Raw genomic sequence first — 25,983 nt, forward strand, 5'->3', positions numbered from 1 at the left:
CGCTTGACCTTCAGATTCTGCTTGATCCACTTGAAGAACAATTCGATCTGCCAGCGGGATTTATACAAGGCGGCAATCTCTGCAGCACTTCTCTTCAGGGTGTTACTGATAAAAACCAGTAATTTGCCGTCTTCTTCCCGGCAAATCTTGACCCGCCTGAGATCAGTTGGACAGTCCTTTCTACCTTTGTTAGAAGAGAGTTTGATGATTTGGTCTTCCAGGATAGAGTCGTCTATCGTTTCACGGCATTCAACGACTTCGTAGACGGCTGAGGTTTTCATCCTGCCCACAAACTGCCTACCCTGACAGGTCATTTCGTGATACCAGCTGTAGTCGTCGTAAGCTCGGTCAAAAACATAGATGACACCGGCTATGATGGGAAGGTTCTGAGCCTGCTTTTCAGTCATTTCTCTTGGCGGTGGTCAGTTCGAAAAAAGTAGGCGTATCTGCCTTCGGGTCATACATTGTATGCAGCTTTATGCCTGTCTTGATTTTTTTACCGGCCAGCAGTGCTTACGACTATGTTATCTCCCGGCTTACGGCTATGTTATTTCCCGGCTTATGGCTATGTTATTTCCCGGAAAGATAGAGGCCAAGAGCATGAGTATTCTGTAGTTCTTGAGGCAGATGATGAGGATCTTGATGAGTGAAATGAGCTGACAACTGCCGGGATGACGGCTCAAGCCGAGGAGGCGGGAACTGGCCGAAACGTGTAATGCAACAGTTACCGGATATTATTGATCTTCCAGAAGGCCAGTTGTGTTACTGGCCTGAATGGCTGTCTCTCCCAGAAGCTGACCATTTCTATCAACAGCTTCTGGAAGAGGTGCCCTGGCGCCAGGATTCTATTCTGCTTTATGGCAAGGTTCATAAACTGCCGCGCCTGCAGTGCTGGTATGGAGATTCTGGTACTGGTTATTCCTACAGTGGCATCCGGCTCTTAAAGATATTCAGGAGCGGTTGCGGGGGATGGGTTATGACTTTAACTCTGTGCTGGTGAATCAATACAGAGGTGGCAGAGACAGTAATGGTTGGCATGCTGATAATGAATCAGAGCTGGGTGAACAGCCTGTTATTGCATCGGTAAGTCTTGGTGCCGTTCGTCGCTTCCGCCTGAGAAATAACAAAAATAAACAACAGACCTATTCTATAGATCTTCCCCATGGCTCACTGTTGATTATGGGAGCCGGTGTTCAGGAATTCTGGCAGCACACGTTAACCAAAACTGCAAAAGCTGTTGAACCACGTATTAATCTGACTTTTCGAAAAGTTGTCCATTCATAACAGGCAGTAACCTATAGGCTTCAGTGGAGAGAGCTTCTATTATTGCGAACAAACTGTTTCTCAGCATTTAGAGAGAATGCCTATGAAGATGCTTAACCGGTCAGCCCTGCGCCTGCGTGCCAAACCAGCATTTTTGGAGTGGTGCGCCAGTGTTGCCCCCGATGATGCTGATGAACTGGCTGCATTAAAAGCTCAGCTGGAGCAGACTGGCACGGTGTACCTGGTACCAGAGGTTGAGTCTGAGCAAGACTTTATGGACGCTGTCGTTGAAAATGCTCAGGATATTCTGACTAATGAACTAATGGCCTGGTGTGTGGATAACAGTCTGTGGCCAGAGTTAAGTGCTGAGCTGCTGGAGAACTGGTTTACGATTGATACCGAGTTGATGTGTTTTGATCTTTCTAACCAACCGTTGTTGCTGGCAGACCCGGAAACACTGGGTGGTGATGGTGAGATTGTTGAGAGCTTTTAAAATGTAGATGGTGTTGGAGCCTGTTGTCTCAACAGGCTCCCATAGATCGAATTTAAACTTCTTTCAGATGCCTGTCCCGATCCATCTCCCAGCAACCATGATCTGACGCCAGGGTTACGGTACCGGAATAAACCGCTTTCGCTTCTTCCCGTAACTCTTCCACTCCGAACTGCCCGGGGCGTGGACGCTTCTGGTAGCGATTACTGAAGTGGGTCAGGATCACGTGTTTGACTCCAGCTTTTTCGGCAGCAGTCCCCACCTGAGCCGGTGTGCTGTGCATCCACTGCCCACCTACTTTTTCACGAACGGATGTTGAGAAGGTTGCCTCATGCACCAGAATATCCGCTTTAGTCAGTACATCGTGGAGAATCTCCGGCTGATCATTGTCGCCACCAATGACAGCAAAACGACCTTTAGGAGAAGGTTCCCGCACCATACTTGAATCAACAATTCGACCATCGGGAAGTGTCACTGGCTTCCCCTGTTGCAAAAGCCCCCAGAGTGGGCCGCGGGGAATGCCTAACTGAGCCAGTTTTTCCGGACACAGGTGGTCAATGTCTGGTTGTTCATCAAAACCATAAGCAAAACAAGGTACCCGATGGGACAGAGGATGGGAGGTGACTTTGTAATCGCTGGTGGAGTATTCGAAACCATCTTTATCTGAAGCTTTGAAAATCAGTTCAAAAGGCAGCTGTGAAACGGCTGCGCAGGCCAGAGAGTGGCGAACAAAGCTTTCAACACCATCTGGCGCGCAAATCACCAGTGGCTCTGTTCGCCCCTGCATACTGGCACTGGTAATCAGCCCGGGCAGGCCAAACATATGGTCGCCATGAACATGGGTGATAAAAATAGCTTGAAGACGTTTCAAGGTATAGCGACTGCCAAGCAGGCGATGTTGCGTGCCTTCTCCACAATCAATCAGGCACCACTCCTTGCTGTCGTCTTTGGCAAGAATCAGGGCTGTTACATTTCTGTCTCTCGAAGGAAGGCCGGCGGCCGTACCGAGAAAAGTCAGACGCATAGAGGATGTCCGGCTGGTTTATTACATACTGCAGTTATGATCTCTTTTCTGGCGCGGCGGTTCAATACAACAAGCTGGAATCTGGAAGCTATGATTATTTGTCAACACGCCTTATCAATAGATTGTTAAGCGGTGTTCTAAACGGTAACATTTCTGGTTTCGATATATGTGCAAGAAATCCGGCATATATCAAACTCGTATTATCAAAAAAACGGATTCGGAGTGAACAAATGATATCTGGCAGTTTAGTGGCTCTTGTGACCCCGATGCTGCCCAACGGTGAGCTGGATTGGCAGCGTTTACACAATCTTGTTGAGTTCCATATTGAAAAGGGAACCGATGGTATTGTGGCCGTAGGGACAACCGGTGAGTCTGCAACTGTAACCGTAGAAGAGCACTGCCAGATTCTTAAACGGGTGGTTGAGCAGGTGGATGGCCGGGTTCCGGTAATTGCCGGCAGTGGTGGTAATGCTACCCAGGAGGCTGTTCATCTCACCGCTGAAGCCAAGGCTATTGGCGCGGACGCCTGTCTGCTGGTAACGCCTTATTACAACAAGCCAACCCAGGAAGGCTTGTATCGTCATTTCGCGACTATTGCCGAAGCTGTGGCGGTTCCACAGATTCTCTATAATGTGCCCGGTCGTACATCTGTTGATATGCTCAACGAAACAGTCAATCGACTGGCTGGTTACGAAAATATTATTGCCATTAAAGATGCTACAGGTGATCTGGCACGAGGTAAGGAACTCATTGATCTTTGTGCTGATCGTATCAATGTTCTTTCTGGTGATGATGCTACAGCAGCAGAGTTGATTTTGCTGGGTGGTAAAGGCGATATTTCAGTAACCGCCAATGTAGCACCTGCCGAAATGCACGAGCTCTGCGCATTGGCTCAAGAAGGTAAAGCTGAAGAAGCCCGAGCTTTGAATCAGAAACTGATGCCGTTGCATCAAAAACTGTTTGTTGAATCGAACCCGATTCCTGTGAAATACGCACTTCAGGAAATGGGTTTGATTGATTGTGGTATCCGGTTACCGTTAACGCCTCTGGCGTCTTCATATCATGAAGATGTTAAGGGGGCGTTATCTTCCTGCGGGATCATCAGCTGACCACCGTTGGGGATCATAGATAAGGGGCGTAATTCCGGGGAATTGCGCTGCTAAAGGAGAGTGCATGAAGCACACACATAAGCTTACGACACTAGCCTGTGCCACACTGGTGCTTGGCGGCTGTAGTAGTTTCTTTGGTAAAGATGGCTACATCCGTGACAAGGGGGGCGATTATGTTCAGGAAAAAATCGCGCCAGCGCTGGTAGTGCCTTCCTCTTTGGACGCCATTCCTCCAGTTGAATATATGGTGATCCCTGATATCTCCAACAAGGCCGTACCTGATGAGGGAGATGTTGTTCCTCGTGCAGATCGCCGGGTTGTTCGGGATGATGGTGATGCCTACCAGATCAGCATGGGTCAGAATGGTCGTCAGCTTTTCGCTGATCGTGCACCTGATGAAGTGTGGACCCAATTGATCCGGTTCTGGGAAGCCAATGATATTTTACTGGCTGATCAGGATCCCCGCCGGGGCGTTATGGAAACCGACTGGGTACAAATCAGTGGTACCTCCAATCCTGGATTAATGAAGCGGATGGTTGGCCGGGTTATTGATCTCGATAACTCTCAGGACAATCAGGAAAAGTTTCTGGTACAGGTGCGTCAGGGTGTTCGTGCTGGCACCAGTGAAATCAAACTGCAACATGCGCGCAGGCTGACAGGTTCTGATCTTTTTACTCCTGTAAACTGGAGTAGCAATACTGAAGCGAGTGACAGCCTGGAAAACGGCATGCTTAACGAGATGCTGGTCTTCCTGGTTCAGAATCGCGATGAGCAGAGTGTGTCTCTGCTGGCCAAGGATCTGGATATTGGTGATCAGACCAGCCTGGTGCGGGATGGTAATGGTAATCCGGTTCTGAAGATTGATCAGGGCTTTGCCCGCAGCTGGCAAGGTGTAGAGGTTGCCCTGAAGAGTGCTGGCATCAAAGTACTGGATAAAAACCGAAGTGCTGGACTGATTTTCATCGACTTGCCTGGTGGTAAGGTTGATGGCAGCGCTGAAACAGAAGAAGACAGTGGTTGGTTCGGCGGTATGTTTGGTGGTTCAGGCGATGAGAAAGAAAAATCGGATGTGCCTGGGCAGGATGAATACCGTATTCGTGTACAAAGTGTGGGTAATGCCACTCACGTAACTCTTGAGAAGAGCCTTGATGTTCTGCCTCCGGAAGAGCTGAGTGAGAAGTTCCTGGAGCGCTTGAGAGAGAATCTCGGGTAACTCCAGTGCAAGACAAGAAACCAGGCCTGTTAGCCTGGTTTCTTTTTTTAGGCAGGATGTTTGTACTCATCACCCAGGGTGCAAATAAAAATATGAAACAATATGCAGTAGCCTTCATAGGCCATTTCAGGGGTCGTTCGCGTATGTCTCTTGCAGATAAAGTTCTGGCAGTAAATAACGATCTGCCGATTCGTACAGATAGTCCGGTGCACAGTGGTAAGGTACGCTCAGTTTACTGGCTCACTGAATCAGATAGTCGTCGTTTAATCAGAGAGAAGAACTACGATGTTGCCGAAGATGCCCATCTGGCGATTATGGTGATCAGTGACCGCATTTCGGCTTTTGACTGTATATGGCGCGGCGAAGGTGGAATGAATGGCGTGCCGGGGAAAGGTGCAGCCCTCAATGCTATCTCCAATCATTGGTTTAAGTTGTTCCGTGATCAGGGGTTGGCTGACAGTCACATACTGGATATTCCCCATCCGCTGGTATGGATTGTCCAGAAGGCCCGCCCGGTCATGATAGAAGCGATTTGTCGTCAATATATCACTGGTTCTATGTGGCGCTCTTATGAGAAAGGTGAGCGCACATTCTGTGGGATTGAACTTCCCGACAATCTTGAGAAGAATCAGAAGCTAACAGAACTGTTGATTACGCCTTCTACCAAAGGTGTTATTCAGGGAGTGCCCGGTGTGCCAGCTGTGGATGATGTTAATATCACCCGCAAGAACATTGAAGAAAACTACAGCGCTTTCCAGTTTTCTTGCACCGAAGATATTGGTCTTTATGAAAAGCTTCTAAAAGAAGGTTTTGATGTTATCAGTAGCGCGCTGGCAGAGCTGGGTCAGGTGTTTGTGGATACCAAGTTTGAGTTTGGCTACGTGACTGATGCTGATGGTCGTGAAAAGCTGATTTACATGGACGAAGTGGGTACGCCTGATTCTTCCCGCATCTGGGATGAGTCTTCACTGCGGCGTGGTAAGGTTGTGGAAAACTCCAAGGAGAGTTTCCGCCAGCTCCTTCTTGGTCACTTCCCTGATCCAGATATTTTGCTCAATAAAGACCGTATGGATGAGCGTGAGGCTTTAGCGAAAGACAACGCACTACCAGAAAGCGTGCTTAGGGAAGTGTCCCGAACCTATGTAGAACTTGCTGAAAAAATAACCGGCGAAAAGCTGGTGCTTTCAGATACTCCTAAGGCTGACATTATTTCTATACTTCGTAATGAGTACGGTTTGATAGATTAGGGGCGTTCTCAATTAAACATACAACTCAGTGGCGCTGAAGCCGCCAAGCGTTAGAAAGGCTTGTGAAAATCGTATTCTACATTGAGCAAGCCTGACGCCACAAATGATGGCATTCAGAGTCACCCGAAGGGTATTCCCAAAAGTTTCTATGGCTACGTCTTACCCTGTAAATTTTTGGGAATGCTGAGCCCGATGTTTAATTGCAAACACACTCTGGTTAGCCTTTTGAATGAAGGTTTTTTTGTGGAGGTGCATCAGTTGTGCCTTTTTTATAGTTCGCCTTTTGTATAGCCAAAAGTTATTCACTTATCGAATTGACATACGCAGGGTAAAGTAAGCGACAAGGACGTTGCTTTATTGGCCTGAAAGTCGCCATTTCTACGGTGTTGTTGGGTGTCACTACGCATCGCTATTGTTTTTATGCACAAACCCGAAGGTTAAATAGTCTCATGTCAATAGGTCTTGGCAGAAACTTTTGAAATTCTTGTAGTTGTCGTAACTTGTTGATTTTAAAGATATTTTATACCTGTACAAAAAACGTACAATTTGCTGCGAACCAAGGCGTTGCAAGGGGTCACGCAGGGTGAGTAATAGAATTCCACAGACTTATCCACAGATATGGTGGATAACAGGTAGTGATGAACAATTCATGTTTTTTGTTTTGGGTAACTGCCTTTGTCAAGTCTTTTTCAGTACAATTTCGTGCATTAATTCGTGCATTAATTCGTGCATTGATGAAACGTCAAAAGAGATAATAACTCCATGAATGATCAGCCTGTATACGACCATGGACAACCGCTGGCGCCAGTTGTTGAGGTAACCGCTGATAATCTTCAGTCTGAAGTGCTGGAAGCATCCCAGCAGATTCCTGTGTTACTGGATATTTGGGCCGAATGGTGCGAGCCATGTAAGGTTCAGTTACCAATCCTGATGAAACTTGTAGAGGCTTATCAAGGCAAGTTCCGTCTGGCAAAACTGAATGCGGAAGATGCTGACCCCAGAACACAACAGCTTGCACAGCAATTGATGGCGCAGTTGCAAGTAAGAAGTATTCCTACTCTTGTTCTGATTCATCAGGGCCAGCCAGTTAAAATTTTAACCGGGTTGCAAAAGGAAAGTGATCTGCGTGACTTGCTGGACGAACTGACAATGAGCCCTGCTGATCGTGTTCAGCAACAGATCGATCAGTTGATTGAGGCTGGGCAGCCAGAGCAGGCTTTAGCACTGCTGCAGCAGATTCTTACTCAGGAACCGGGTAACGCTGCACTGCAGGTTTTACAGGCAAAGCTGTTGTTGCAGTTGGGGCGTATCGACGACGCGCGTCAAGTAATTAATGCTCTGCCCGATGATGCTCCTGGAGCAGAACAGCCAAAAGCAAAGTTGGCCTTTCTGGATATGGCCCAGGGGATTGATGCTCGTCTGGTTGTTGAAGAGAAGCTGGCATCAGACGACACTGACCTGGAAGCTCGTTATCAGCTGGCTGTGCATCAGGTTCTTGCTGATGAGGATGAGGCAGCCTATGAGAATCTGTTGCTGATTGTGCGCAAAGATCGCGGCTTTCGTGAAGATGGTGCTCGTTTGCTGATGTTGAAAATGTTTGAACAAAAAGGGGCGACAGATCCTGTTGTCCGTCGCTACCGCAACCGTCTGTTCAGTTTGATGCACTGATACTCTGTCGTATTTTTTCGTTCCAGGGGGGCATGGCTTGCTAAGCTGAAGCGATTTCTTCTGGGGCGAAGCGTTCCCGCCAGATGAGTAGCCTGTCTATTTCTTCCAGAAGGGTGTCAAACAGTTCATCGATATCCACAGCCTGATTTGATTCTGAGCTTGCTTGCTTGATCCGGTTTTCCAGTTCGTGGCAAGCAGTTCGTAGTGGCGGTGTTCCACAGTAGCGCGCAGCTCCATGAAGTTTATGTACTTCAGCCAGTAAAGTGCTGGTATTGTTCAGGTGGTGATAATTCACCAGATCTTCACGGGTCGCCTCCAGAGTTCCCAGTAACATTCCCAGAAGTTCGTCAGCAAGATCTTCACGACCACCAGCCAGTTTGATGCCTTCATTCCGGTTAACCGGTGCCTGACTGTCACTTTTCAGCAAGGTTTCATGACTGTTCTGGAATCTTTGCTGAACAGGCTCTGAATTCCGTGGCTTATCTGCCCAGTCGGAGATGATATGGAGTAGTTGCTGTTCGCTGACAGGCTTGGTCAGGTAATCGTTCATACCCGCTTTCATTAACTCTTTCTGCTCCTCTGCAAGAGCGTGGGCAGTCAGAGCGATAACCGGAAGGTGTTCACCTTGCTTTTCGTTTTGTCTCAGTTGACGAGTTGCCTCAAGGCCATCCATTCCTGGCATCTGAATATCCATAAACACCATATCGTAGCTGTGTTTGGCAATAAGGTTCAGAGCCTCCTGACCGGATGTGGCAGTGTCGGTGGTTATACCTGCATCGGATAAAATTGTATCAAGAAGTATGAGATTGGGCTCATTATCATCGACAGCCAGAATGCGTAGCTTTCTCAAAGACTGAATGACTTTATCCCCAAGCGGAAGGGGGTGTTGAAACTCGCTCTTTTCGGGGAATAGTTTGGATAGTGATTCACGCAGGCGCAGTTGAGACAGGGGACGAGATAGAAGCATAACATTATGACTATTAACCTGACTCGAAAGGGTTTCCAGATAGTCGGCATCTGTAAGAATCAACGTTTTGCAGCCCTCCGGGATATCACGTAAATAATCTGTTAACGGAGGCATGGTATTGGGCTGATATCCCAGAACCATCAAGCTGGGTTGGCTACCCTCTATGGTGTTTATCTTCGATGGGTGATCTATGGCTTGTGCACTGAAGCCCTCGCTCTGCAGAAGCTGGCTGATACCCTTTTGTGATTGAGGGCGGGATTCTATAAGAGCAGCCTGCCCGCGAGCTTCTGGGGCTGGTGTTTCTGCCCGATGATTAATAGGTAAACGTAAAGTAAACCAGAACCGGGTTCCACGCCCGGGCTGACTATCAAAGTCAATCGTGCCCTGCATCTGTTCTATCAGGCTTTTGCAGATAACCAGACCCAGTCCGGTACCATGATTGTTGCGATTGCGGGTCGAATTGACCTGAGAGAAAGCTTTAAACAGTTTTCGGGCGTCTTCCTGACGGATACCTATGCCGGAGTCTTCCACGCTGATGCGGAGTGATGCATGGCTTTTCGAGAGTTTGTCACAGGTTACCTGGATAGCAACAGAGCCAGAGTTGGTGAACTTGATGGCGTTACTGACGAGGTTGCTTAAAATCTGTTTTAAACGGTTTGCGTCGCCTGTTAACTGAACAGGTAGGTCCGGGCGCATAAGTGCGGCCAGTTCCAGACCCTTTTTCTGCGCGCTTGGGCTGCTCATGGCCAACACTTCATCCACTACTGTACGAAGGTTGAGGGGCGCATTTTTCAGCACAAGTTTACCAGCTTCCAGTTTGGCAAAGTCCAGAATGTCATCAATAATCGCTAGCAGGGAATCAGCAGCAGTCGTGAGGGTGCGAAGATGCTCTTTCTGGGAATCTTCAAGGTGAGAACGTTTTAGAAGTTCCGCGTAACCAGAAATACTGTTGAGTGGTGTGCGCATTTCATGGCTCATATTGGCCAGGAAAACGGATTTGGCTTCATTGGCCTGAATGGCTAGCTTTCGGGATAGATCCAGCTCGGCATTATTCAGTTCCAGTGTTTCCATATTTTTCTGAAGCTCATCAGCTACGATATCTACTTCATCTTTCATTTCCCGGTAACTGGCCTGCATTTTTGCCAGCAGGGAATTAATATGCCTGACCAGTACATCTAAACTGGCCGGGTGCCCGGATGGAATGCGGGCGGATAGATCAGCAAAACGGATCTGCGAAATCGCTGTGGTTATGTGTTCAAGTGGCACTGCAATGCTGTTGCCAAGCCGAAGATTGAAAACCGTAGCCAGAAGCATGCAAAGGGTGCAGATGAGAGAGCCTAAAAGAATCCACTGATACTTATTTAGCAGAGTGGCAGAAGTGTTGTATTCCAACTCAAGCCAGAGTCCGTGATCCTTTTCGGGGGGGATCATCCGGCTGGTAATCAAAATAGCGTTATCTTTTTCTAAATAAGGAGCTCGGAGGGCAGGGGAATGTGGCCAGTCTTGCACAAGGAATGGCGGGCCAGCCTGGTAAAGCACGACACCGGTGTTGTTGCTGACGCGCACACCCCGCAAACCACTTTGCTGCAGGGAGGCTCTGGCAACCTTTTGTATGGTTTGCAGATCATCCAGTTCAACGGCTGTTGTCGCCAGAAGTGCAATCTGGCTGGCTGACGTCCGTACCTGTTCTTTAAAGATGAAGTTGGTCTGGTACAGAGCCAGTACTGTGGATAAAACGCTTAAGGTGAGGGACAGGGTTAGAACCGGAATAAGCCCGGCTTTCAGAATATGGTGTTTTAACCCCCTGTACATATGGGTCATGGCTTGGTTCCAGAATCTGGTATTGTTATTCGTTATTTTTCTATTTATATGAAAAAGCAGTATACAAGTCTTTAGCCCAAGACCGTTACTATGTCTTCAACAAAGACATAACAGTAAAAAGATACTGGAATGATTCCAAAACAAAAAAATGATCGCGGTTCGCTTTCTTACCCGACGGTTGAATCGCTGGTTGGCCATACTCCCCTTGTTCGTCTGCAGAGACTGGCAACCACCGATAGAAATAATGTGGTACTGCTGAAGCTGGAGGGGCAAAACCCCGCAGGTTCCGTGAAAGACCGTCCGGCGCTTTCCATGATCAGGGAGGCGGAACATCTTGGGCGCATTCACCCTGGGGACACGTTGGTTGAAGCGACCAGTGGTAATACTGGTATTGCTTTGGCGATGGTCGCTGCGATTCGCGGTTACCCCATCAAATTAATTATGCCTGATAATATGAGCGAGGAACGTAAGGCGGCCATGAGCGCCTACGGCGCTGAGCTGATTCTGGTCTCTAAAGATGAAGGTATGGAAGGAGCCCGGGATCTTGCTTTGGCAATGGAACAAAGAGGTGAAGGTGTGGTGCTGGATCAATTTGGTAACCAGCATAATCCTCTTGCCCACACGCAGGGAACGGGGCCTGAAGTTTGGGAGCAGACTCAAGGTCAGGTAACACACTTCATTAGCTCAATGGGTACGACAGGCACGATTATGGGAACGTCTTCATTTCTAAAACAGAAGAACCCTGATGTCGAAATTATCGGTTTGCAGCCAGCGGATGGAGCCAGCATTCCGGGTATACGGCGTTGGCCGGAAGAATACCTGCCCGCCATCTTTGACGCATCGAAAGTAGATCGGATTATTGATGTTGAACAGCAGGCTGCTGAGCAGACCATGCGCGCGTTGGCTAAACAGGAAGGTATTTTCTGTGGTGTGTCGTCAGGAGGTTCCGTTTCAGCCGCTCTTGCTATTGATAAGGTTGTAAAGAATGCGACGATCGTAGCTATTGTATGCGATCGGGGAGATCGCTATCTCTCCACCGGGGTGTTTAATTGAGTAAAAACAACGCCGGGTGAACACCCGGCGGTCTCACGGGTTGGTTTAATTAGCTGGCATTTTCTTCTGCTTCATCAAGATATTTGCTATAGAACACACTCATCAGGTCTTCATCTTCACGTACACTGCGCAAGGCATCCCAAAGCATTATGCGGGTTTCTTCCGGGAGCTCACTTTTTCTGGAAAAGGTCAGGTAATAATTTTTTGATTTCAGTTTGACCTTCTGAATCGTGTATTTGCCTTTAAAAAATCTATTATTTTGAAACTGTTCTGCAATATTACCCATGAGGGCTGCAGAGCCGGTTTCCATTCTTACCAGGTCAACCAGCGCGCTTCGGTCTGTCGAGAAGCGGTTTTTTACCGGAGCACTTTGTTTTTTCAAATCGTCTGCAATGGAATAAGAGCGGGGTACCCTTACCGGGCCTGGGAGAGAGGCCGGTTTTCCATCATACACATAAGAGCTTTTGGTGGGGGTGGCAATAACATAATCAACCAGGCTCATACTGTGTTCTTCAGACTTCCCTTTTTCAGCATCTGCTGGATACTCCATCCATTCATTCCGTTCATCCTTGTACGAGGCTCCGAGTATGCCGTCGATCTTTCCCTGTTTGGCCAGGCGCAGGCAGCGGGACCAGCTGGTTGGACGAACAACTATACGTTTCCCCGTACGTTCGCCCACTTCCTTGATCATGTCGATAAAAACACCTTCGGCTCGATAATCTTTCATCAGAGTGAAAGGAAACCAGTAAGAGTTATCGCTGCATAACTGGATAGTTTCTCTGGGGGTAGCTGCCTGTGACTGAATGCTGATAAGTGAAAAAACAGCTGTTGCTATTGCAATACTGTGACTGCGCCAAAACATCCTGAACTCCATTGGCTTGTTTTTATAAAGGTCATAACCCTGAAATCAATCAGGTGTATTTTTGTTGAGATTGTTGAAGGGTTTTGCTTCACATTGGATCCGACATCCCCTGCCTTGTCGGCATACATGGCGATTTGTGAATAACCCCTAATCTATTGATATTTGTGGTGGGAATCTTCTCAGAAAACTCTATTATCTGTCACTTGTCGTTAGATAAACGGTCAAAGAATTTCCGGAGATTAACGGCATCACTAATAATCATTACCTCTACGAGAAAGAACAAAATGGGGTTCAAAAAAAATCTTTGTGCTGTTGCTTTGGCAATGGCAGCTTCCACTGGTGCGTTTGCAGAGGCCGGTAAAGCAAAGAATGTTATTCTAATGATTGGCGATGGTATGGGGCCGCAGCAGCTGAGCATGCTGGAGAGTTATGCCCGCTTGGCACCAAGCTCAATCTATAAGGGTGGTGAAACGGCTATGACCCGGCTGGTTAATGCCGGCACGATGGGCTTATCCATGACCTACCCTGACGGTTCTGTGGTGGTTGATTCTGCCAGTTCCGCGAGTCAGCTGGCTACCGGAAAGCCTTCTCCATCTGAAGCTATTGGTTTGGATCAGAGCGGAAATCCAGCAGAAACCATCCTGGAAAAAGCTAAGAAAATGGGTAAGGCGACCGGCCTGGTTTCTGATACTCGTTTGACTCATGCAACACCAGCTTCTTTCGCTGCTCACCAGCCACACCGCTCGATGGAAAACCAGATTGCTGAGGATATGCTGGCAACTGGCGTAGATGTGATGCTATCTGGTGGTATTCGTTATTGGATTCCTAAATCCGTTAACGAGAAGGGTGACACTTATAAGCAAGTGGTTGATCTGACTGGTGGCAGTGTCAAGATCAAATCCAAGCGTAAGGATGAGAAAAACTTGCTTCTGGATGCTCAGAAAGCTGGTTACACTCTGACCTTTGATCGTGACCAGCTGGCCAAAGCCGACGATGATAAGGTTCTTGGACTGTTTGCTTATTCTGGCATGATGGACGGTATTGCTTACACCAAAACCAAGGACAGCAAGGATCGTACTCAGCCAACCCTGAAAGAAATGACCGTGAAAGCTTTAGATATTTTGTCTGAAGATAAGGACGGTTTCTTCCTGATGGTTGAGGGCGGTCAGATTGATTGGGCAGCACACAGTAATGATGCGGCAACTATGCTCCATGAGCTGCTGAAGTTTGATGAGGCTGTTAACGCTGTATATGAATGGGCCAGCAACCGTGATGATACTCTGGTTGTCGTTACCGCTGACCATGAAACCGGTTCTTTTGGTTTCAGTTACTCTGCGGCTAACCTGCCCAAGGCTCAGAAACTGCCAGGTGAAGGTTTTGCCAAGCGTGACTACCAACCCAACTTTAACTTCGGCGCGCCAGGCATTCTGGACAACATGTACAAGCAGACCGAGAGTTTCTACGGCATTATGGGTAAATTCCGTAAGCTGCCAAAAGATCAGCAGACTCCTGCTGCGTTCTCTCAGGTTGTTGCCGAGACCGGATCTTTCTCCATTACCGAAAAGCAGGCTGAGCGCATCCTTCTGCGTGGTCCAAATCCTTACATGACGGAGGGTCACAAATATCTGGCTAGCAAGACTTTGCCTAAAGTATCTGATTTCCGTGCTTTCTTTGTGTATGGAGATGATATTCACCTGAACCTGCTGGCTCGTGAGCTGGCAGAGCAGCAGAATGTTGTTTGGGGTACAGGAACTCACACAAGCACACCGGTTGCTGTGATGAGTTACGGTCCAAAAGATGTCATTGAAGCCTTCGATGGTATGAATCATCACACCGATATTGGTCAGAAGTTGAAGAACGCCCTGTAAGTCGTTCTGGTAACGGAAAGCCTCATCAGTGATGAGGCTTTTTATTCGGCGGCTACTTTAGCTAAAGCTTGCCAGAATCGATTCTTTTCTGAATCGGTCATCTTGCTGTTGCGTGAAAAGGCCAGATAATACTGTTGTTGATAAAGCACTTCCGGGTAGACGATGTACTTGCCTTTGAAAAAATCTTGCTGACTATAGTGTTCCGCTGAGGTCTTTGAAATAATAACCGCCCCTTTCTCTGTTCGTACCAAGTCAATTAACGCCACCCTGTCATTTTTGAAATCAGTATCAATATTCAGGTCGTATTGCGCTACCTCGTTAGAAAATGAATAGGCATAGGGAATGCGAATTGGCTGTGGTGGTGATGTGAGGGAGAATGTTGACACATCTATGGACGATGAAGCTATCAACATATAGCTGGCACGGCCAAGCATGCTCGGCGACCTTTCGGTTTTACTAGCATCCGCTGGAAAGTGAAAAAGCTTTAGTCTCTCTTCCGTGACAGTTATTGGAAGAATGCCATCAACCTTTCCTTGCAATACTTGCCTGAGGCAACGGGGCCAGCTCGTAGGAATGACTCGTAAAGAAAAGCCAGAGAGATCGGCAGCCTGAGTCACAGTATCGATGAACAGACCTTGGGCTTTGCCATCTTCTGACATAGTGTAAGGTGGCCAATCTGAGGAGTCTGTGCAAAGTGTGATCAGTTTTTTCTGAGCTTGCGCTGCCGCTGTCCATACCAACATACTGGTTAACAGGAGAAGGGGCGAAAACTGTTTGTAGGCAATAGCCGTTAAAGGTGAGTACATTCGAGTACTCCGCAGTAATTTCTTTGTACTAAGTCCATTTGTGGCTGGATCATACAGTTGTGCTGGGTAAAAGGGAGCCTAACCCTTATTAAAGTGTGAGGTCAGTGGCAAAAATGATAAAGAACTGTTGAATAATAGTCACTATTGAAGATTTGGATTGCCACCTTTTTCATTACAGCAGCGATAGAAGGCTATACAATGCAGATCTTTTCTGTCTGTCTGCTTTATTTACATGCAAACCAAGCGTAACCCATCTAATCGTTTCGTCTCCTCCCGCCGAACACGCAGCAGTGCTCGTCGAAGCTCAGGTCCGTTGGAAGTGACTATTGAGTCTCTGACCCATGATGGGCGTGGGGTCGCCAGAGATAAGGGGCGGGTTTTATTTGTGGATCAGGCTGTACCTGGTGATGAAGTGTCAGTTCGTATAACCAGGCAGACAACGAAACTGACAGAGGGAGTGATTGCCAGGGTCATCTCTCCCTCGCCAGATCGGGTGACCCCTCCCTGTCCATGGTATAGCCAGTGTGGAGGTTGCAATCAGCAGCACATTTCCGGTGCTCGATTGTTGGAAATAAAGCAGGACATTGCACTCGGGCAGTTGAAACGTTTTGCCTCCTGCGAACCCGTAACTCTGGAGAAACCTCTTGAAAGCCCGACCTGGGGTTATCGAACACGTGCTCGACTGGCGGTGCGCTGGTGGAATGGCAAGCTCCACTTTGGTTTTCGAGCGGCAGGCTGCAAAGATATTGTTGCCATTGAACGTTGCGACGTTTTGGTAAAGGAACTTTCTAATCTTTTACCCGTTTTAAGGGCACGTCTTGAACGGAATAAAAACAAACGGGTTGTTTCCCATATAGAGCTTGCTGCAGCGGATAATAGTCATGGTGTGCTGCTCAGAACCGTAGCGCCTATGCCAGATGAAGATCGGGAAAGATGGATGGCACTGGCCCAGGAACAGAGTGTGCATCTGTATTTTCAGCCAGAGGCATCAGCTGAGTCACTGATCTGTATCCATGCACCCGATGGTTCCGATCGGTTACGCTACAGGCTCCCGGAACAAAATATAACGCTGGAATACCTGCCGGTTGATTTCACCCAGGTCAATCCGCACATCAATCGTCAGATGGTGACTCAGGCTTTGGAGTGGCTGGCCCTTGATTCTCAGGATCAGGTGCTGGATCTGTTTTGTGGTATGGGTAATTTCACTTTGCCTCTTGCTAGCCGCTGTGGTTCGGTTGTAGGGGTGGAAGGCGTTCAGGAGCTGATTGATAGAGGGGAACAGAATGCCCTTCTCAACAGTCTTGATAATATAAGTTTCGCCAGAGCTGATCTGGCGGCAGAACCGGGTCAGAGAGCCTGGCTGAAGAATAAATACAGTGCGCTGTTGCTGGATCCGCCCCGTACGGGGGCGCTGGAAATTCTTCAGTTGATGGCTGACAGTCTGCCGAGCAGGATTCTCTATGTCTCCTGCAATCCGGCTACGCTGGCGCGAGATGCGGGATATTTAAAAGAACAGGGATTTCGTCTGGAGCGTTTTGGCGTTATGGATATGTTTCCCCAGACAACCCATGTTGAAAGTATGGGTCTATTTATCAGATAAGTGCCCCGGTGGTTTTGTTTTCAGAGAGGCATTTATAGGGCATGGCTGTTTACCAGAGGTTAAAGTTGAATCCTTATGGTTAAGGTTCGTGATGATCACCCGGTAACCCCGGATGGTGCAATTGATGTGAATTCCTGGCTGGCGAAGCTGAAAACACTCGTCACTCTCAAGGATGAACAGGCTGTGCTCGATGCCTGTGAAATGGTTCGCAACGCTGCCACCGCACCAGGCAAGAACAGCGCCTGGTCCCAGCAGCAGAGCCTGCTGGCTATCGGCCTGCAGATGGCCGATATTTTGTCTGAGCTGAAACTGGATCAGGCATCTTTGATTGCTGCTGTGCTTTACCGTGCTGTGCGTGAGCATCGATTAAATCTTGATGTGGTAGAAAAGCGGTTCGGACGTGAAGTTTCAGATTTGATCAAAGGCGTTCTGGGTATGGCTGTTATCAGCTCAATTCAGAACCCTGCTCGTACGCAAGTTCTTGGTCAGCAGCAGGATCAGCTGGAAAAAGTCCGTAAAATGCTGGTTTCCATTGTCGATGATGTGCGGGTCGCCCTGATCAAGTTGGCGGAAAGAACCTGTGCCATTCGAGCAGTAAAACATGCTGATCGGGAGCGTCGCCAACGGGTTGGTCGGGAAGTTTTTGAGATTTATGCCCCTCTCGCTCACAGGTTAGGCATCGGTTACATCAAGTGGGAACTGGAAGATCTGGCGTTCCGCTACCTGAAGCCTCAGGACTATAAAAAGATTGCCCGTTTGCTGGATGAACGGCGTATTGACCGTGAGCAATATATTCAGGACACCATGGGCAGTATCCGTAATGCTCTGGCAGCGGAAGGTATTCATGCAGAAGTCAGTGGTCGGGTAAAGCATATCTACAGTATCTGGCGGAAGATGAAGCGCAAGGGCGTAGAATTCCGTGAACTGTACGATATTCGGGCTATGCGGGTGTACGTAGATCAGGTACAGGAGTGTTATGCCGCCTTGGGTATTGTGCATTCTCTCTGGAACCACATTCCCAAAGAGTTTGATGATTATATCGCCACACCTAAAGAGAACGGTTACCAGTCTCTTCATACTGCTGTTGTAGGCCCGGAAGGAAAAACTCTTGAAGTTCAGATTCGTACTCATGCCATGCATGAGGAAGCTGAACTGGGGGTTTGTGCCCACTGGAAATACAAAGGTACAGATATCAAGAATGAGAGCGACAGCTATGAAGAGAAACTGAACTGGTTGCGTCAGGTTCTGGACTGGCAGGAAGAGATTGGTCAGGGCATGGAAGGCCTGGCGGATCAGTGGCGTCTGGATGTCGAGCCGGATCGGGTTTATGTATTTACCCGCGATGGTCATGTAGTCGACCTGCCCGTTGGTGCAACTCCGGTTGATTTTGCCTACCGGGTGCATACCGAAGTGGGCAATAAGTGTCGTGGAGCCAAAGTAGCCGGGCGAATTGTTCCCCTGAACAGTACGTTGAAAACTGGCGATCAGGTTGAAATTCTTACCGCGTCCAATGCTGTTCCCAGCCGTGACTGGTTGAACTCAAATCTCGGTTATGTTGGTACCAGCCGTGCTCGGGCAAAAATTGTCAGTTGGTTCCGCCGTCAGGATCGTGATTCCAATATTTCTGCCGGTCGCGGTATGCTGGAATCCGAGTTGAAGCGGATGGGTATTGTTGGGGTTGATTACGAAAAGCTGGCTGACTCCATCAAACTTCAGGACGAGGATGAGTTGTTTGCCAAAGTGGGGGCCGGTGATCTTCGTACCCTGCAGGTTGTACATGCCGCCCAGCGACTGGTAGAGCCGGAAAAAGAGACCGAACCCTTTACCTTTAAGCCACGCCCGGCCACAGCCCATTCTCACAGCGACAGTGATGTCGTTGTCGAAGGCGTTGGTAATTTGATGACCCAGATGGCCAAGTGCTGCCAGCCTGTACCCGGTGATCCAATTATTGGTTACATCACCATTGGTCGTGGCGTGTCAGTTCACAGAACCGACTGCACCAACGCTTTGCAGCTGCGGGAGCAGGAACCTGATCGGGTGATTGAAGTGAGCTGGGGGCGAGAGCATGAATCAACATATCCCGTGCGGATTATTATTGATGCTTATGATCGCGCCGGGCTATTGCGTGATATTACTATCGTGATTGCCAATGAGAGGGTGAATGTGACAGACATGAGTACCCACACCAATCCTGCGGATAATATGGCCAAAATGTCGTTTGTGGTAGAAATTTCCAGTCTGGAAACCCTTGGCAAGGTGCTGGCTAAAATTAACCAGTTACCCAATGTTCTTGATGCTCACCGGGATCACAAATCCCTGAAAACCCCTGCCTGATCGATTTGATAGTCGCTGGTTATATTCATAATCGGCGACTATCGCTACAATCTTCTGATGAAAAACACTGATGACTACACACTGGATGACCTGTTGCAGGTTATGGCGCGTCTGCGTGATCCGAAAACAGGTTGCCCCTGGGATAAAGAGCAGACCTTTCGCTCTATTGCTCCCTATACTCTTGAGGAAGCTTACGAAGTTGTTGATGCCATAGAGCGGGGTGACCTTGTTCATTTGGAAGAAGAATTGGGCGATTTGCTGTTTCAGGTGGTTTATCACGCCCGTATGGCTGAAGAGCAAAGGGCTTTTGATTTTTCCCGGGTCGTACAGGTGTTGATTGAAAAGCTTGTGCGACGTCACCCGCATATTTTCCCCGAGGGTTCGCTTGAGGAATCACAGCAAAGCAGTAACCTTTCTTCGGAAGATGTCCGAGAAAACTGGCAACAAATCAAATCCAGTGAAAAGCCAGAGAGTCAAGATAAGTCATTACTGGACAGTGTTCCGATCAATCTTCCCGCACTTGTTATTGCCCAAAAGCTTCAGGATAAAGCGGCCAGAGTCAATTTTGACTGGCCAGATGTTCGCCCGGTTCTCGATAAGATAAAAGAGGAAATAGCTGAGATTGAAGAAGCTATTGACCTGGGCGATCAAAAAGCAGTCGCTTCTGAAGTGGGAGATTTCCTTTTTGCTGCAACCAATCTTGCCCGCCATCTCAAAGTTGATGCGGAACAGTCAGTGCGGGGCTGCAATCAAAAATTTCGAGCCCGCTTTGCTTTTATCGAAGAACAGGTAAAAGCCCTAGGTTTGAAGATGGAGGAGTGTTCTCTGGAGCAATTGGACCAGTTTTGGGATTTGGCTAAGAAGAATAGCCTTTAACTACCATTTTTATCGGTATTAATGGCGTGTCGTATGGCAGTTTTAATGTGTGGTGTGTCTGCTTTTTGCAGTTTTTACGTAAAGCCCCTTTTTAATTCTCCAAAAACAAGGCATTTCTTGGCTTGAGACAATGTTTTTGTTTGTGCCTAGTTCAGTATGGAGCCCGCAATAGAACTTTGGTGCTTTATCTGAGTGAGCTGTACACACCTTAATAAGTCTAAATGTCACAGGTAGGCAACATGGAGCAAGCAGCCAGAAAATTAAGTGCAGTGATGGAATAAGAAGGGCAGTACCTATGTTGGAGAATTTCGGATCTTACCTGAAAAATCGGCGCAAGGAAGCCGGCCTGACACAGGATCGGCTGGCCATGGCTTTGTCATGTTACTCCTCGGTGTTATCCGGGATTGATTCGGTCACAATCAGTCGTTGGGAAAGGGCAACCACTGAGCCGACAGGAGAACGGCAACGTCAGGTGATTGCTTATTTTCATGATGATGTAGAGAAAATTTTTCCATTCCGTTCCAGTCGGTCACAGATCCTGACACCAGATCAGTCTATGGAATATTTAACTCGTCATTACCTTAATTCTCCCAAACTGGGACACAAGATAGGTACCTTTCCTGAATTGGAGGGCTGCCAGTACCGGTTGCAAAAATTAACCGCTGATCCGGAGCACCATCGCTTTCTGGATATGATCATCGAATATGATGATGCGATCTATGAAAGTGCGGTACCAACAGACAGAGATCGTATGGCAGGATGGATCAACCGTTGCAACCGATTAAGTCTTGTGTGCTGCAAGTATTCACACTATTTTGGCCACGTGATTGCACTTCCTTTGAAAGAAGAGATTTTCTGGCAGTTAATACAGGGGAAACGGGAAGAGGCCTCCATATCTCAAGATGACATTGTTGCAACCCATGAGCCGCACTGTCTTTATATCTACTCTTTGTACGGTGCAAGCCGTCTGGCAGCTGGCCGGTTGATTATGGAAATCATCTGCTATCTGGGGCGTCATTACGATCATGTGAATTATATCGGTGGACTGTGCGCGACCAGTGATGGTACCCGTCTGGCTCGGTCGTTCCATCTGGAGCCTTATGAAGTGGGCCCTTCCACTCCCCGTGGTGCGGTGCGTTATCAAGGGCGGGAAGTGAAATTTGTGACTTACGCCGCGCAGCTGGCCCATATTCTGGAAGATCCAGGTCTGCGTAAATTACTTCCATCCTGATGGTTAATGAAAAGAACCGGTAACAGCTTTTTGTTACCGGTTTTCTGTATGTCACTCGTTCTCTGCTTTGACCGCTGCATTCTGTCGAATACGGCTAAGTATACCCCTTAAAATATTCATCTCTTCCTGCTCTGGCCGGGCTCGGTTAAAGAGTCGGCGCAGCCTGGTCATAATCTTGCCCGGATGCTGTCGGATAATAAAATTGATATCGCCCAGTGCCAGTTCCAACTGTTTATAAAACAGCTCCATCTGTTGGGTGTCTGGATAGGGAACCTGTTCCTCGTTTGTGACTTCACGACCTGATTGCTCAATGCCCGCCTGACGAATTTCATAACAAAGAATCTGGATAGCGGAAGCCACATTCAGAACAGGGTAATCCGGATTGGCATCAATGGAGACATGGAAGTGACACTGTTGCAGCTCGTCATTGGTCATGCCTGATGTTTCCTGGCCAAATACCAAAGCCACTTCTCCGGTGCGGGCTTCATTCACCAGTTTTTCACCGCACTGGCGGCTGGTCAGCATCGGCCAGGGAAAGCTACGGCTGCGGGCAGAGGTACCTAGAACCAGATTGCAACCATCAATGGCTTCTTCCAGGGAGTTAACGACTTCAACCTTGTCCAACATATCAGCGGCACCGGCTGCCATTGTTTCTGCATCGTTATGGGGCCACTGGTTGGGCTTAACCAGAACCAGACGGGAAAGCCCCATGGTTTTCATAGCTCGCAGTGCAGAACCAATATTGCCGGGGTGCCAGGTTCGAAGCATGACGATACGGATGGAATCAAGCATGGGAGAATCACAGGATCAATGAAATGCCGGGATTATATCGTGAAAGTGGCTGGCCTGTGATCAGGCAGGGAGCCCTATTGCCAGTATCTCGGGATACAACAGGTTGTGATTTAGGTTTTTGCGCCGGTAAGCTGGGTTGATTGGTGTTTGGTGCGTACAATACTTGGCTGTTTTTTCATGTTAACAACTAAGTGTGGTAGTGAATGCACAAGGATCGGGAACAGGTATTGCAGTCCTGGCTCCAGCTCCGTCAGGCAGCAGTTCGGTCTCTTATTGGGCGAACTGTCGCTTTTGGATTTGGTCAGTATGTTTTTGTTGTTTGTCAGGCCGCTCTGCTGGCTTGGATTATTGATCAGGCAGTGATGAGTAGTGCTGCCGTTTCAGAACTTATTACTCCCTTTATTTTATTAATTGTTAGTGCTTCAGGACGGGCTGTGTGTGCTCGCGGGCGGGAACTGGCAGGCCAGAAAGCTGGTGCCGAGCTCAGGCAGAAGTTACGTGGTGAAATTCTTGATAAGGTTTCAGCAACTGGGCCAGCCATTCTGGCAGATAAACAGGCCGGCAGCTGGCTGACTCTGCTGATGGAACAGGTGGATAAACTCCATGATTATTATGGCCGTTACCTCCCGCAGATGAAGCTTGTGCGCATGTTGCCGGTTATGACGGTTTTGCTGGTATTTCCGTTCAGCTGGGCGGTGGCGGTTATTCTTCTGCTGACTGCACCACTGATTGTTGTGTTTATGATTTTTGTGGGCAATCGGGCTGCGGCGGCCAGCCAGAGAAATGTTCAGGCATTGTCCCGGTTAAGTGGCCACTTTCTGGACCGGCTGCAGGGGCTTTCCACCCTGAAACTGTTTGATCAAAGTCAGAAGGAAAAGCAGGCTATCGCTTCTGCTGCGGAATCGTTTCGGGAAAAGACTATGCAGGTGCTGAGGCTGGCATTTCTTTCCTCGACGGTACTGGAATTCTTTACTGCCATATCGATTGCCATGACTGCTGTATATCTCGGTATGAACTATCTCGGTTACATGGATTTTGGTATATGGGGAGAACAGCTAACCCTGTTTACTGGGCTGTTTCTGCTGTTGCTGGCGCCGGAGTATTACCTTCCCTTGCGGGAGTTGGGCACTCATTACCATGCCAAGGCAGATGCCATTGGTGCGGCTGACGATATTGAGGCATTCCTGAATCAGAAGTCATCTCTTGAGCATGCCGGTGTAACCGCCTGCCCTGAGCAGACGGCTGCCAGTATTGCCTTTCAGAATGTCTCAGTAGTCACGGCGAGCGGTCGCCGTATTCTCGATAATGTGTCTTTTGATGTGTCTACAGGTGAACGATTGGCCATTATTGGCGAATCCGGAGCGGGTAAAACCACGCTTCTCAATGTGCTTCTTGGGTTTATGCCCTATGAGGGCGCAGTACTTATTAACGGCATTTCACTGAAAGAACTGGCGATTGATAGTTGGCGCCAGCAGGTTTCGTGGCTGGGGCAGAACCCGCAGCTGTTCCATGGTTCTTTACGGGAAAATATTACACTGGCCGACCCTGATGCCAGTGAAGCCCGCATCGAACAAATCGTAAAGTCAGCCCATATCCATGAGTTTTTGGAGCGATTACCCGGCGGTTTAAATAGCCCGATTGGTGATGCTTCAGCCGGACTTTCCGTGGGACAGGCTCAGCGCGTTGCACTGGCACGGGCATTACTGAAATCTTTTCAGTTGCTGATTCTTGATGAGCCAACCGCAAGCCTTGATTCCCATAGCGCCGGAATTGTCAGTAACGCTGTGGATCAGGCGGCATCAGGACGAACCATCGTGACTGTCAGTCACCGACCTGAAAGTCTGACTCATGTGGATCGGATTCTCATGATGAAAAGCGGCAGGGTCGCTGCATTCGGTTCAAAAGCAGAATTGCTTGAAAGTAGCCCGGATTTTCAGGAATTGAATGAATACTGGCAACAGTTGTCCAGACTGGAAAAGGGCGAGCTGGACGTTGGTGAACTGGGCGTTGGTGAGCTGGGCATTGATGAACAGGAGATAGCCCATGTCTAACAGTTTGGTGAAGGCTTTTCGCGATATCTGGCCTTACCTGAAACTCACAGGGCGTTATGGTGGGCGGTTTGGTATTGGTTACCTGTTGTCTTTAGCGACGCTGGTAGCCAGTGTTGGGTTGCTGGCTTTGTCCGGTTGGTTCATCACCGCAACGGCTCTGGCCGGACTGACAGTTGCCACAGCTCAGGTATTTAACTTCTTTACTCCTGGAGCCGGAGTCCGCGGATTTTCTATTGCCCGTACTGCAGGTCGCTATGGTGAACGGCTGGTGACTCACGATGCCACATTCCGTTTGCTGGCCGGTTTGCGAGTCTGGTTCTTTGAAAAGGTCGAGCCGCTGGCTCCAGCAGGGTTGAGAAACTTTCGGCAGGCTGACCTGCTGAACCGGCTGGTGGCGGATATTGATACTCTCGATGGACTGTATCTTCGCTTGCTGAGCCCGTTATTGCTGGCTGTTACCGGGAGTGTGGCACTCGTTATCCTCAGTGCTGTATTTGCCAGTGGTACCAGTGCTTTTCTAACCGTTGTACTGGCAGGTATTGTTTTGATTCTTCCGGGGCTGTTTTACCGACTTGGCAGGGAATCTGGCGATAGTTTGGTAAACACGCGCAGTGTTTTAAGAACCCGGCTTCTGGATTTTGTTTCCGGACAGACTGAGCTGCATTTATCTGGAGCAACAGCGCGATACCGGGAAAGTATTGAGCAAGCGGAGGCCCAGACTTTTGCGGATGAAAACAGTATTGCCCGCGTAACAGGTTTATCCCTGTTTCTCATCACATGGCTAACGGGCGTAACGGTTGCCGGAGTTTTATGGCTCGGTATCCATGATATGCAGGCGGCTTCATTGGAAGGCCCGTTCGTTGTTATGTTGGTGCTGGCAACCATGGCCGCTTTTGAAGCGATTATGCCACTGCCCGGAGCTTTTCAGATGCTGGGGCAAACTCGCCGCTCTGCCGTGCGGCTGTCGGAAGTGGCCGAACAGAAACCTGTTGTTGTTTTTCCTGGTAAATCGTTGAACGAAGAAGACGATTTGTTCTCAGCTGGTCGGTTGGATATACACGGTGTCAGCTTCAGTTATCCAACCAATAATTCTGTACTCCGTCACTTTAATCTGACGCTTGAACCGGGCGAGCGAGTTGCACTTGTTGGCCCAACCGGCTGTGGTAAATCTACTCTTTTACAGCTGTTAACTCGGGACTGGCCTTGTGAAGGTTCCATTTCCCTTAATGGACAATTACTGGAAAGCTTTTCAGAACGTGATCTGCGCCGCCAGATGGCAGTGATGCCCCAGCGGATTCATATGTTCAGCGCAACTCTGCGGGATAACCTGTTAATGGCCTGCACATCTGCAATCGATAAGCTCAGTGATGAATCACTGCTGGAAGTGCTGGAACAGGTTGGTTTGAATCATCTGGCTCCGGAACATGAACTGCTGGATATCTGGTTTGGTGCGGCCGGGCAGTCGCTTTCTGGAGGAGAGCTGCGTCGTATAGGTTTAGCCAGAGTCTTACTTAGATTGCGTGATCCAGACTGCCGACTGGTTCTTCTTGATGAACCTACGGAAGGTCTGGACCCGGAAACTGAGGGGCGGATGATTGCGGTGCTAAATGAAGAGCTATTGGGTAAAACATTATTGATGGTGACCCATCGCCCAGCAGCTCTGGAGTTAGTTGAACGAGTAGTTAAACTTGATTGAGCGTTTTACCTG

General features: G+C 48.6%; 21 protein-coding genes. 15 read left to right on the top strand and 6 right to left on the bottom strand.

What is annotated here, in order from left to right:
- Positions 1-407 (bottom strand): transposase (locus QMA35_RS07570; RefSeq protein ID WP_281646539.1); only part of this gene is annotated, 407 nt, incomplete at its 3' end.
- A 308-nt stretch (positions 408-715) separates the two neighbouring features.
- Between QMA35_RS07570 and QMA35_RS07575 the strand changes: the two genes are divergently transcribed.
- The 3 genes from QMA35_RS07575 (at position 716) to QMA35_RS07585 (ending at position 1,756) form a co-directional block, all read left to right on the top strand.
- Positions 716-1,000: a hypothetical protein gene (locus tag QMA35_RS07575; RefSeq protein WP_281646540.1), complete on the top strand. Its 285-nt coding sequence runs from the start codon at positions 716-718 to the stop codon at positions 998-1,000.
- A complete protein-coding gene (locus QMA35_RS07580; protein ID WP_281646541.1) occupies positions 970-1,284 on the top strand; it encodes an alpha-ketoglutarate-dependent dioxygenase AlkB in 315 nt (104 codons plus the stop codon). The genes QMA35_RS07575 and QMA35_RS07580 overlap by 31 nt, the downstream gene beginning before the upstream one ends.
- A gap of 82 nt (positions 1,285-1,366) precedes the next feature.
- A complete protein-coding gene (locus tag QMA35_RS07585) occupies positions 1,367-1,756 on the top strand; it encodes a hypothetical protein (RefSeq protein WP_281646542.1) in 390 nt (129 codons plus the stop codon).
- Between the two features lie 52 nt (positions 1,757-1,808).
- On the opposite strand, the gene QMA35_RS07590 is transcribed toward QMA35_RS07585, so the two are convergent.
- Positions 1,809-2,777: a ribonuclease Z gene (locus tag QMA35_RS07590; RefSeq protein ID WP_281646543.1), complete on the bottom strand. Its 969-nt coding sequence runs from the start codon at positions 2,775-2,777 to the stop codon at positions 1,809-1,811.
- Positions 2,778-3,007: 230 nt separating this feature from the next.
- On the opposite strand from QMA35_RS07590, the gene dapA reads away from it, so the two are divergent.
- The 4 genes from dapA to QMA35_RS07610 all read left to right on the top strand — a co-directional run bounded on the left by dapA (position 3,008) and on the right by QMA35_RS07610 (position 8,014).
- Complete coding sequence (gene dapA / locus QMA35_RS07595) at positions 3,008-3,886, top strand: 4-hydroxy-tetrahydrodipicolinate synthase (protein WP_281646544.1); 879 nt, start codon at positions 3,008-3,010, stop codon at positions 3,884-3,886.
- A 64-nt stretch (positions 3,887-3,950) separates the two neighbouring features.
- Positions 3,951-5,099, top strand: a complete 1,149-nt coding sequence (bamC, locus tag QMA35_RS07600; RefSeq protein WP_281646545.1) for an outer membrane protein assembly factor BamC — start codon at positions 3,951-3,953, stop codon at positions 5,097-5,099.
- 143 nt (positions 5,100-5,242) lie between these two features.
- A complete protein-coding gene (locus QMA35_RS07605) occupies positions 5,243-6,346 on the top strand; it encodes a phosphoribosylaminoimidazolesuccinocarboxamide synthase (protein ID WP_281646546.1) in 1,104 nt (367 codons plus the stop codon).
- A gap of 762 nt (positions 6,347-7,108) precedes the next feature.
- Complete coding sequence (locus QMA35_RS07610; protein WP_281646547.1) at positions 7,109-8,014, top strand: tetratricopeptide repeat protein; 906 nt, start codon at positions 7,109-7,111, stop codon at positions 8,012-8,014.
- Between the two features lie 40 nt (positions 8,015-8,054).
- Here QMA35_RS07610 and QMA35_RS07615 read toward each other — a convergent pair whose 3' ends face one another.
- Entirely contained in the window at positions 8,055-10,802 is a 2,748-nt protein-coding gene (locus QMA35_RS07615) for a response regulator (RefSeq protein WP_281646548.1), read from the bottom strand.
- 129 nt (positions 10,803-10,931) lie between these two features.
- On the opposite strand from QMA35_RS07615, the gene cysM reads away from it, so the two are divergent.
- Positions 10,932-11,855: a cysteine synthase CysM gene (gene cysM / locus QMA35_RS07620; protein ID WP_281646549.1), complete on the top strand. Its 924-nt coding sequence runs from the start codon at positions 10,932-10,934 to the stop codon at positions 11,853-11,855.
- Positions 11,856-11,904: 49 nt separating this feature from the next.
- Here cysM and QMA35_RS07625 read toward each other — a convergent pair whose 3' ends face one another.
- Positions 11,905-12,717 (bottom strand): transporter substrate-binding domain-containing protein, encoded by an 813-nt coding sequence (locus QMA35_RS07625; RefSeq protein WP_281646550.1) that lies wholly within the window; start codon positions 12,715-12,717, stop codon positions 11,905-11,907.
- A 284-nt stretch (positions 12,718-13,001) separates the two neighbouring features.
- On the opposite strand from QMA35_RS07625, the gene QMA35_RS07630 reads away from it, so the two are divergent.
- Positions 13,002-14,585, top strand: coding sequence for an alkaline phosphatase (locus tag QMA35_RS07630; protein ID WP_281646551.1), 1,584 nt, complete (start codon positions 13,002-13,004; stop codon positions 14,583-14,585).
- A gap of 41 nt (positions 14,586-14,626) precedes the next feature.
- Here the strand turns inward: QMA35_RS07630 and QMA35_RS07635 are convergent, their stop codons facing one another.
- Positions 14,627-15,391 (bottom strand): transporter substrate-binding domain-containing protein, encoded by a 765-nt coding sequence (locus QMA35_RS07635; protein ID WP_281646552.1) that lies wholly within the window; start codon positions 15,389-15,391, stop codon positions 14,627-14,629.
- A 232-nt stretch (positions 15,392-15,623) separates the two neighbouring features.
- Here QMA35_RS07635 and rlmD point away from each other — a divergent pair, with 232 nt between their 5' ends.
- The 4 genes from rlmD (at position 15,624) to QMA35_RS07655 (ending at position 21,432) form a co-directional block, all read left to right on the top strand.
- Positions 15,624-16,991, top strand: coding sequence for a 23S rRNA (uracil(1939)-C(5))-methyltransferase RlmD (rlmD, locus tag QMA35_RS07640; protein ID WP_281646553.1), 1,368 nt, complete (start codon positions 15,624-15,626; stop codon positions 16,989-16,991).
- A 75-nt stretch (positions 16,992-17,066) separates the two neighbouring features.
- Positions 17,067-19,325 carry a GTP diphosphokinase gene (relA, locus tag QMA35_RS07645; protein ID WP_281646554.1) on the top strand — a complete coding sequence of 753 codons (2,259 nt, stop codon included), beginning with the start codon at positions 17,067-17,069 and terminating at the stop codon, positions 19,323-19,325.
- Positions 19,326-19,382: 57 nt separating this feature from the next.
- Positions 19,383-20,201 carry a nucleoside triphosphate pyrophosphohydrolase gene (gene mazG, locus QMA35_RS07650; RefSeq protein ID WP_281646555.1) on the top strand — a complete coding sequence of 273 codons (819 nt, stop codon included), beginning with the start codon at positions 19,383-19,385 and terminating at the stop codon, positions 20,199-20,201.
- A gap of 295 nt (positions 20,202-20,496) precedes the next feature.
- The gene (locus QMA35_RS07655) at positions 20,497-21,432 is read left to right on the top strand and encodes a hypothetical protein (RefSeq protein ID WP_281646556.1); all 936 of its coding nucleotides are present in this window, start codon (positions 20,497-20,499) and stop codon (positions 21,430-21,432) included.
- Positions 21,433-21,483: 51 nt separating this feature from the next.
- Here QMA35_RS07655 and trmJ read toward each other — a convergent pair whose 3' ends face one another.
- Positions 21,484-22,224 carry a tRNA (cytosine(32)/uridine(32)-2'-O)-methyltransferase TrmJ gene (trmJ, locus tag QMA35_RS07660; protein WP_281646557.1) on the bottom strand — a complete coding sequence of 247 codons (741 nt, stop codon included), beginning with the start codon at positions 22,222-22,224 and terminating at the stop codon, positions 21,484-21,486.
- Between the two features lie 203 nt (positions 22,225-22,427).
- Here trmJ and cydD point away from each other — a divergent pair, with 203 nt between their 5' ends.
- The gene (cydD, locus tag QMA35_RS07665) at positions 22,428-24,275 is read left to right on the top strand and encodes a cysteine/glutathione ABC transporter permease/ATP-binding protein CydD (RefSeq protein WP_281646558.1); all 1,848 of its coding nucleotides are present in this window, start codon (positions 22,428-22,430) and stop codon (positions 24,273-24,275) included.
- Positions 24,268-25,971, top strand: coding sequence for a cysteine/glutathione ABC transporter ATP-binding protein/permease CydC (gene cydC / locus QMA35_RS07670; protein ID WP_281646559.1), 1,704 nt, complete (start codon positions 24,268-24,270; stop codon positions 25,969-25,971). The genes cydD and cydC overlap by 8 nt, the downstream gene beginning before the upstream one ends.
- Positions 25,972-25,983 lie beyond the last annotated feature (12 nt).

The organism is Parendozoicomonas sp. Alg238-R29 (assembly GCF_947331445.1).
Taxonomy (GTDB): domain Bacteria; phylum Pseudomonadota; class Gammaproteobacteria; order Pseudomonadales; family Endozoicomonadaceae; genus Sansalvadorimonas.

Excerpts from the sequence above, each read along its gene's own strand:
- QMA35_RS07585 (WP_281646542.1), top strand. The coding sequence starts at position 1,367 with ATGAAGATGCTTAACCGGTCAGCCCTGCGCCTGCGTGCCAAACCAGCA.
- cydD (WP_281646558.1), top strand. The coding sequence starts at position 22,428 with ATGCACAAGGATCGGGAACAGGTATTGCAGTCCTGGCTCCAGCTCCGT.
- cysM (WP_281646549.1), top strand. The coding sequence starts at position 10,932 with ATGATTCCAAAACAAAAAAATGATCGCGGTTCGCTTTCTTACCCGACG.
- trmJ (WP_281646557.1), bottom strand. The coding sequence starts at position 22,224 with ATGCTTGATTCCATCCGTATCGTCATGCTTCGAACCTGGCACCCCGGC.
- bamC (WP_281646545.1), top strand. The coding sequence starts at position 3,951 with ATGAAGCACACACATAAGCTTACGACACTAGCCTGTGCCACACTGGTG.
- QMA35_RS07655 (WP_281646556.1), top strand. The coding sequence starts at position 20,497 with ATGTTGGAGAATTTCGGATCTTACCTGAAAAATCGGCGCAAGGAAGCC.
- QMA35_RS07580 (WP_281646541.1), top strand. The coding sequence starts at position 970 with ATGGGTTATGACTTTAACTCTGTGCTGGTGAATCAATACAGAGGTGGC.
- QMA35_RS07575 (WP_281646540.1), top strand. The coding sequence starts at position 716 with ATGCAACAGTTACCGGATATTATTGATCTTCCAGAAGGCCAGTTGTGT.
- QMA35_RS07605 (WP_281646546.1), top strand. The coding sequence starts at position 5,243 with ATGTCTCTTGCAGATAAAGTTCTGGCAGTAAATAACGATCTGCCGATT.
- QMA35_RS07590 (WP_281646543.1), bottom strand. The coding sequence starts at position 2,777 with ATGCGTCTGACTTTTCTCGGTACGGCCGCCGGCCTTCCTTCGAGAGAC.
- relA (WP_281646554.1), top strand. The coding sequence starts at position 17,067 with ATGGTTAAGGTTCGTGATGATCACCCGGTAACCCCGGATGGTGCAATT.
- cydC (WP_281646559.1), top strand. The coding sequence starts at position 24,268 with ATGTCTAACAGTTTGGTGAAGGCTTTTCGCGATATCTGGCCTTACCTG.
- QMA35_RS07615 (WP_281646548.1), bottom strand. The coding sequence starts at position 10,802 with ATGACCCATATGTACAGGGGGTTAAAACACCATATTCTGAAAGCCGGG.
- QMA35_RS07610 (WP_281646547.1), top strand. The coding sequence starts at position 7,109 with ATGAATGATCAGCCTGTATACGACCATGGACAACCGCTGGCGCCAGTT.
- rlmD (WP_281646553.1), top strand. The coding sequence starts at position 15,624 with ATGCAAACCAAGCGTAACCCATCTAATCGTTTCGTCTCCTCCCGCCGA.
- dapA (WP_281646544.1), top strand. The coding sequence starts at position 3,008 with ATGATATCTGGCAGTTTAGTGGCTCTTGTGACCCCGATGCTGCCCAAC.
- QMA35_RS07630 (WP_281646551.1), top strand. The coding sequence starts at position 13,002 with ATGGGGTTCAAAAAAAATCTTTGTGCTGTTGCTTTGGCAATGGCAGCT.
- QMA35_RS07635 (WP_281646552.1), bottom strand. The coding sequence starts at position 15,391 with ATGTACTCACCTTTAACGGCTATTGCCTACAAACAGTTTTCGCCCCTT.
- QMA35_RS07625 (WP_281646550.1), bottom strand. The coding sequence starts at position 12,717 with ATGTTTTGGCGCAGTCACAGTATTGCAATAGCAACAGCTGTTTTTTCA.
- mazG (WP_281646555.1), top strand. The coding sequence starts at position 19,383 with ATGAAAAACACTGATGACTACACACTGGATGACCTGTTGCAGGTTATG.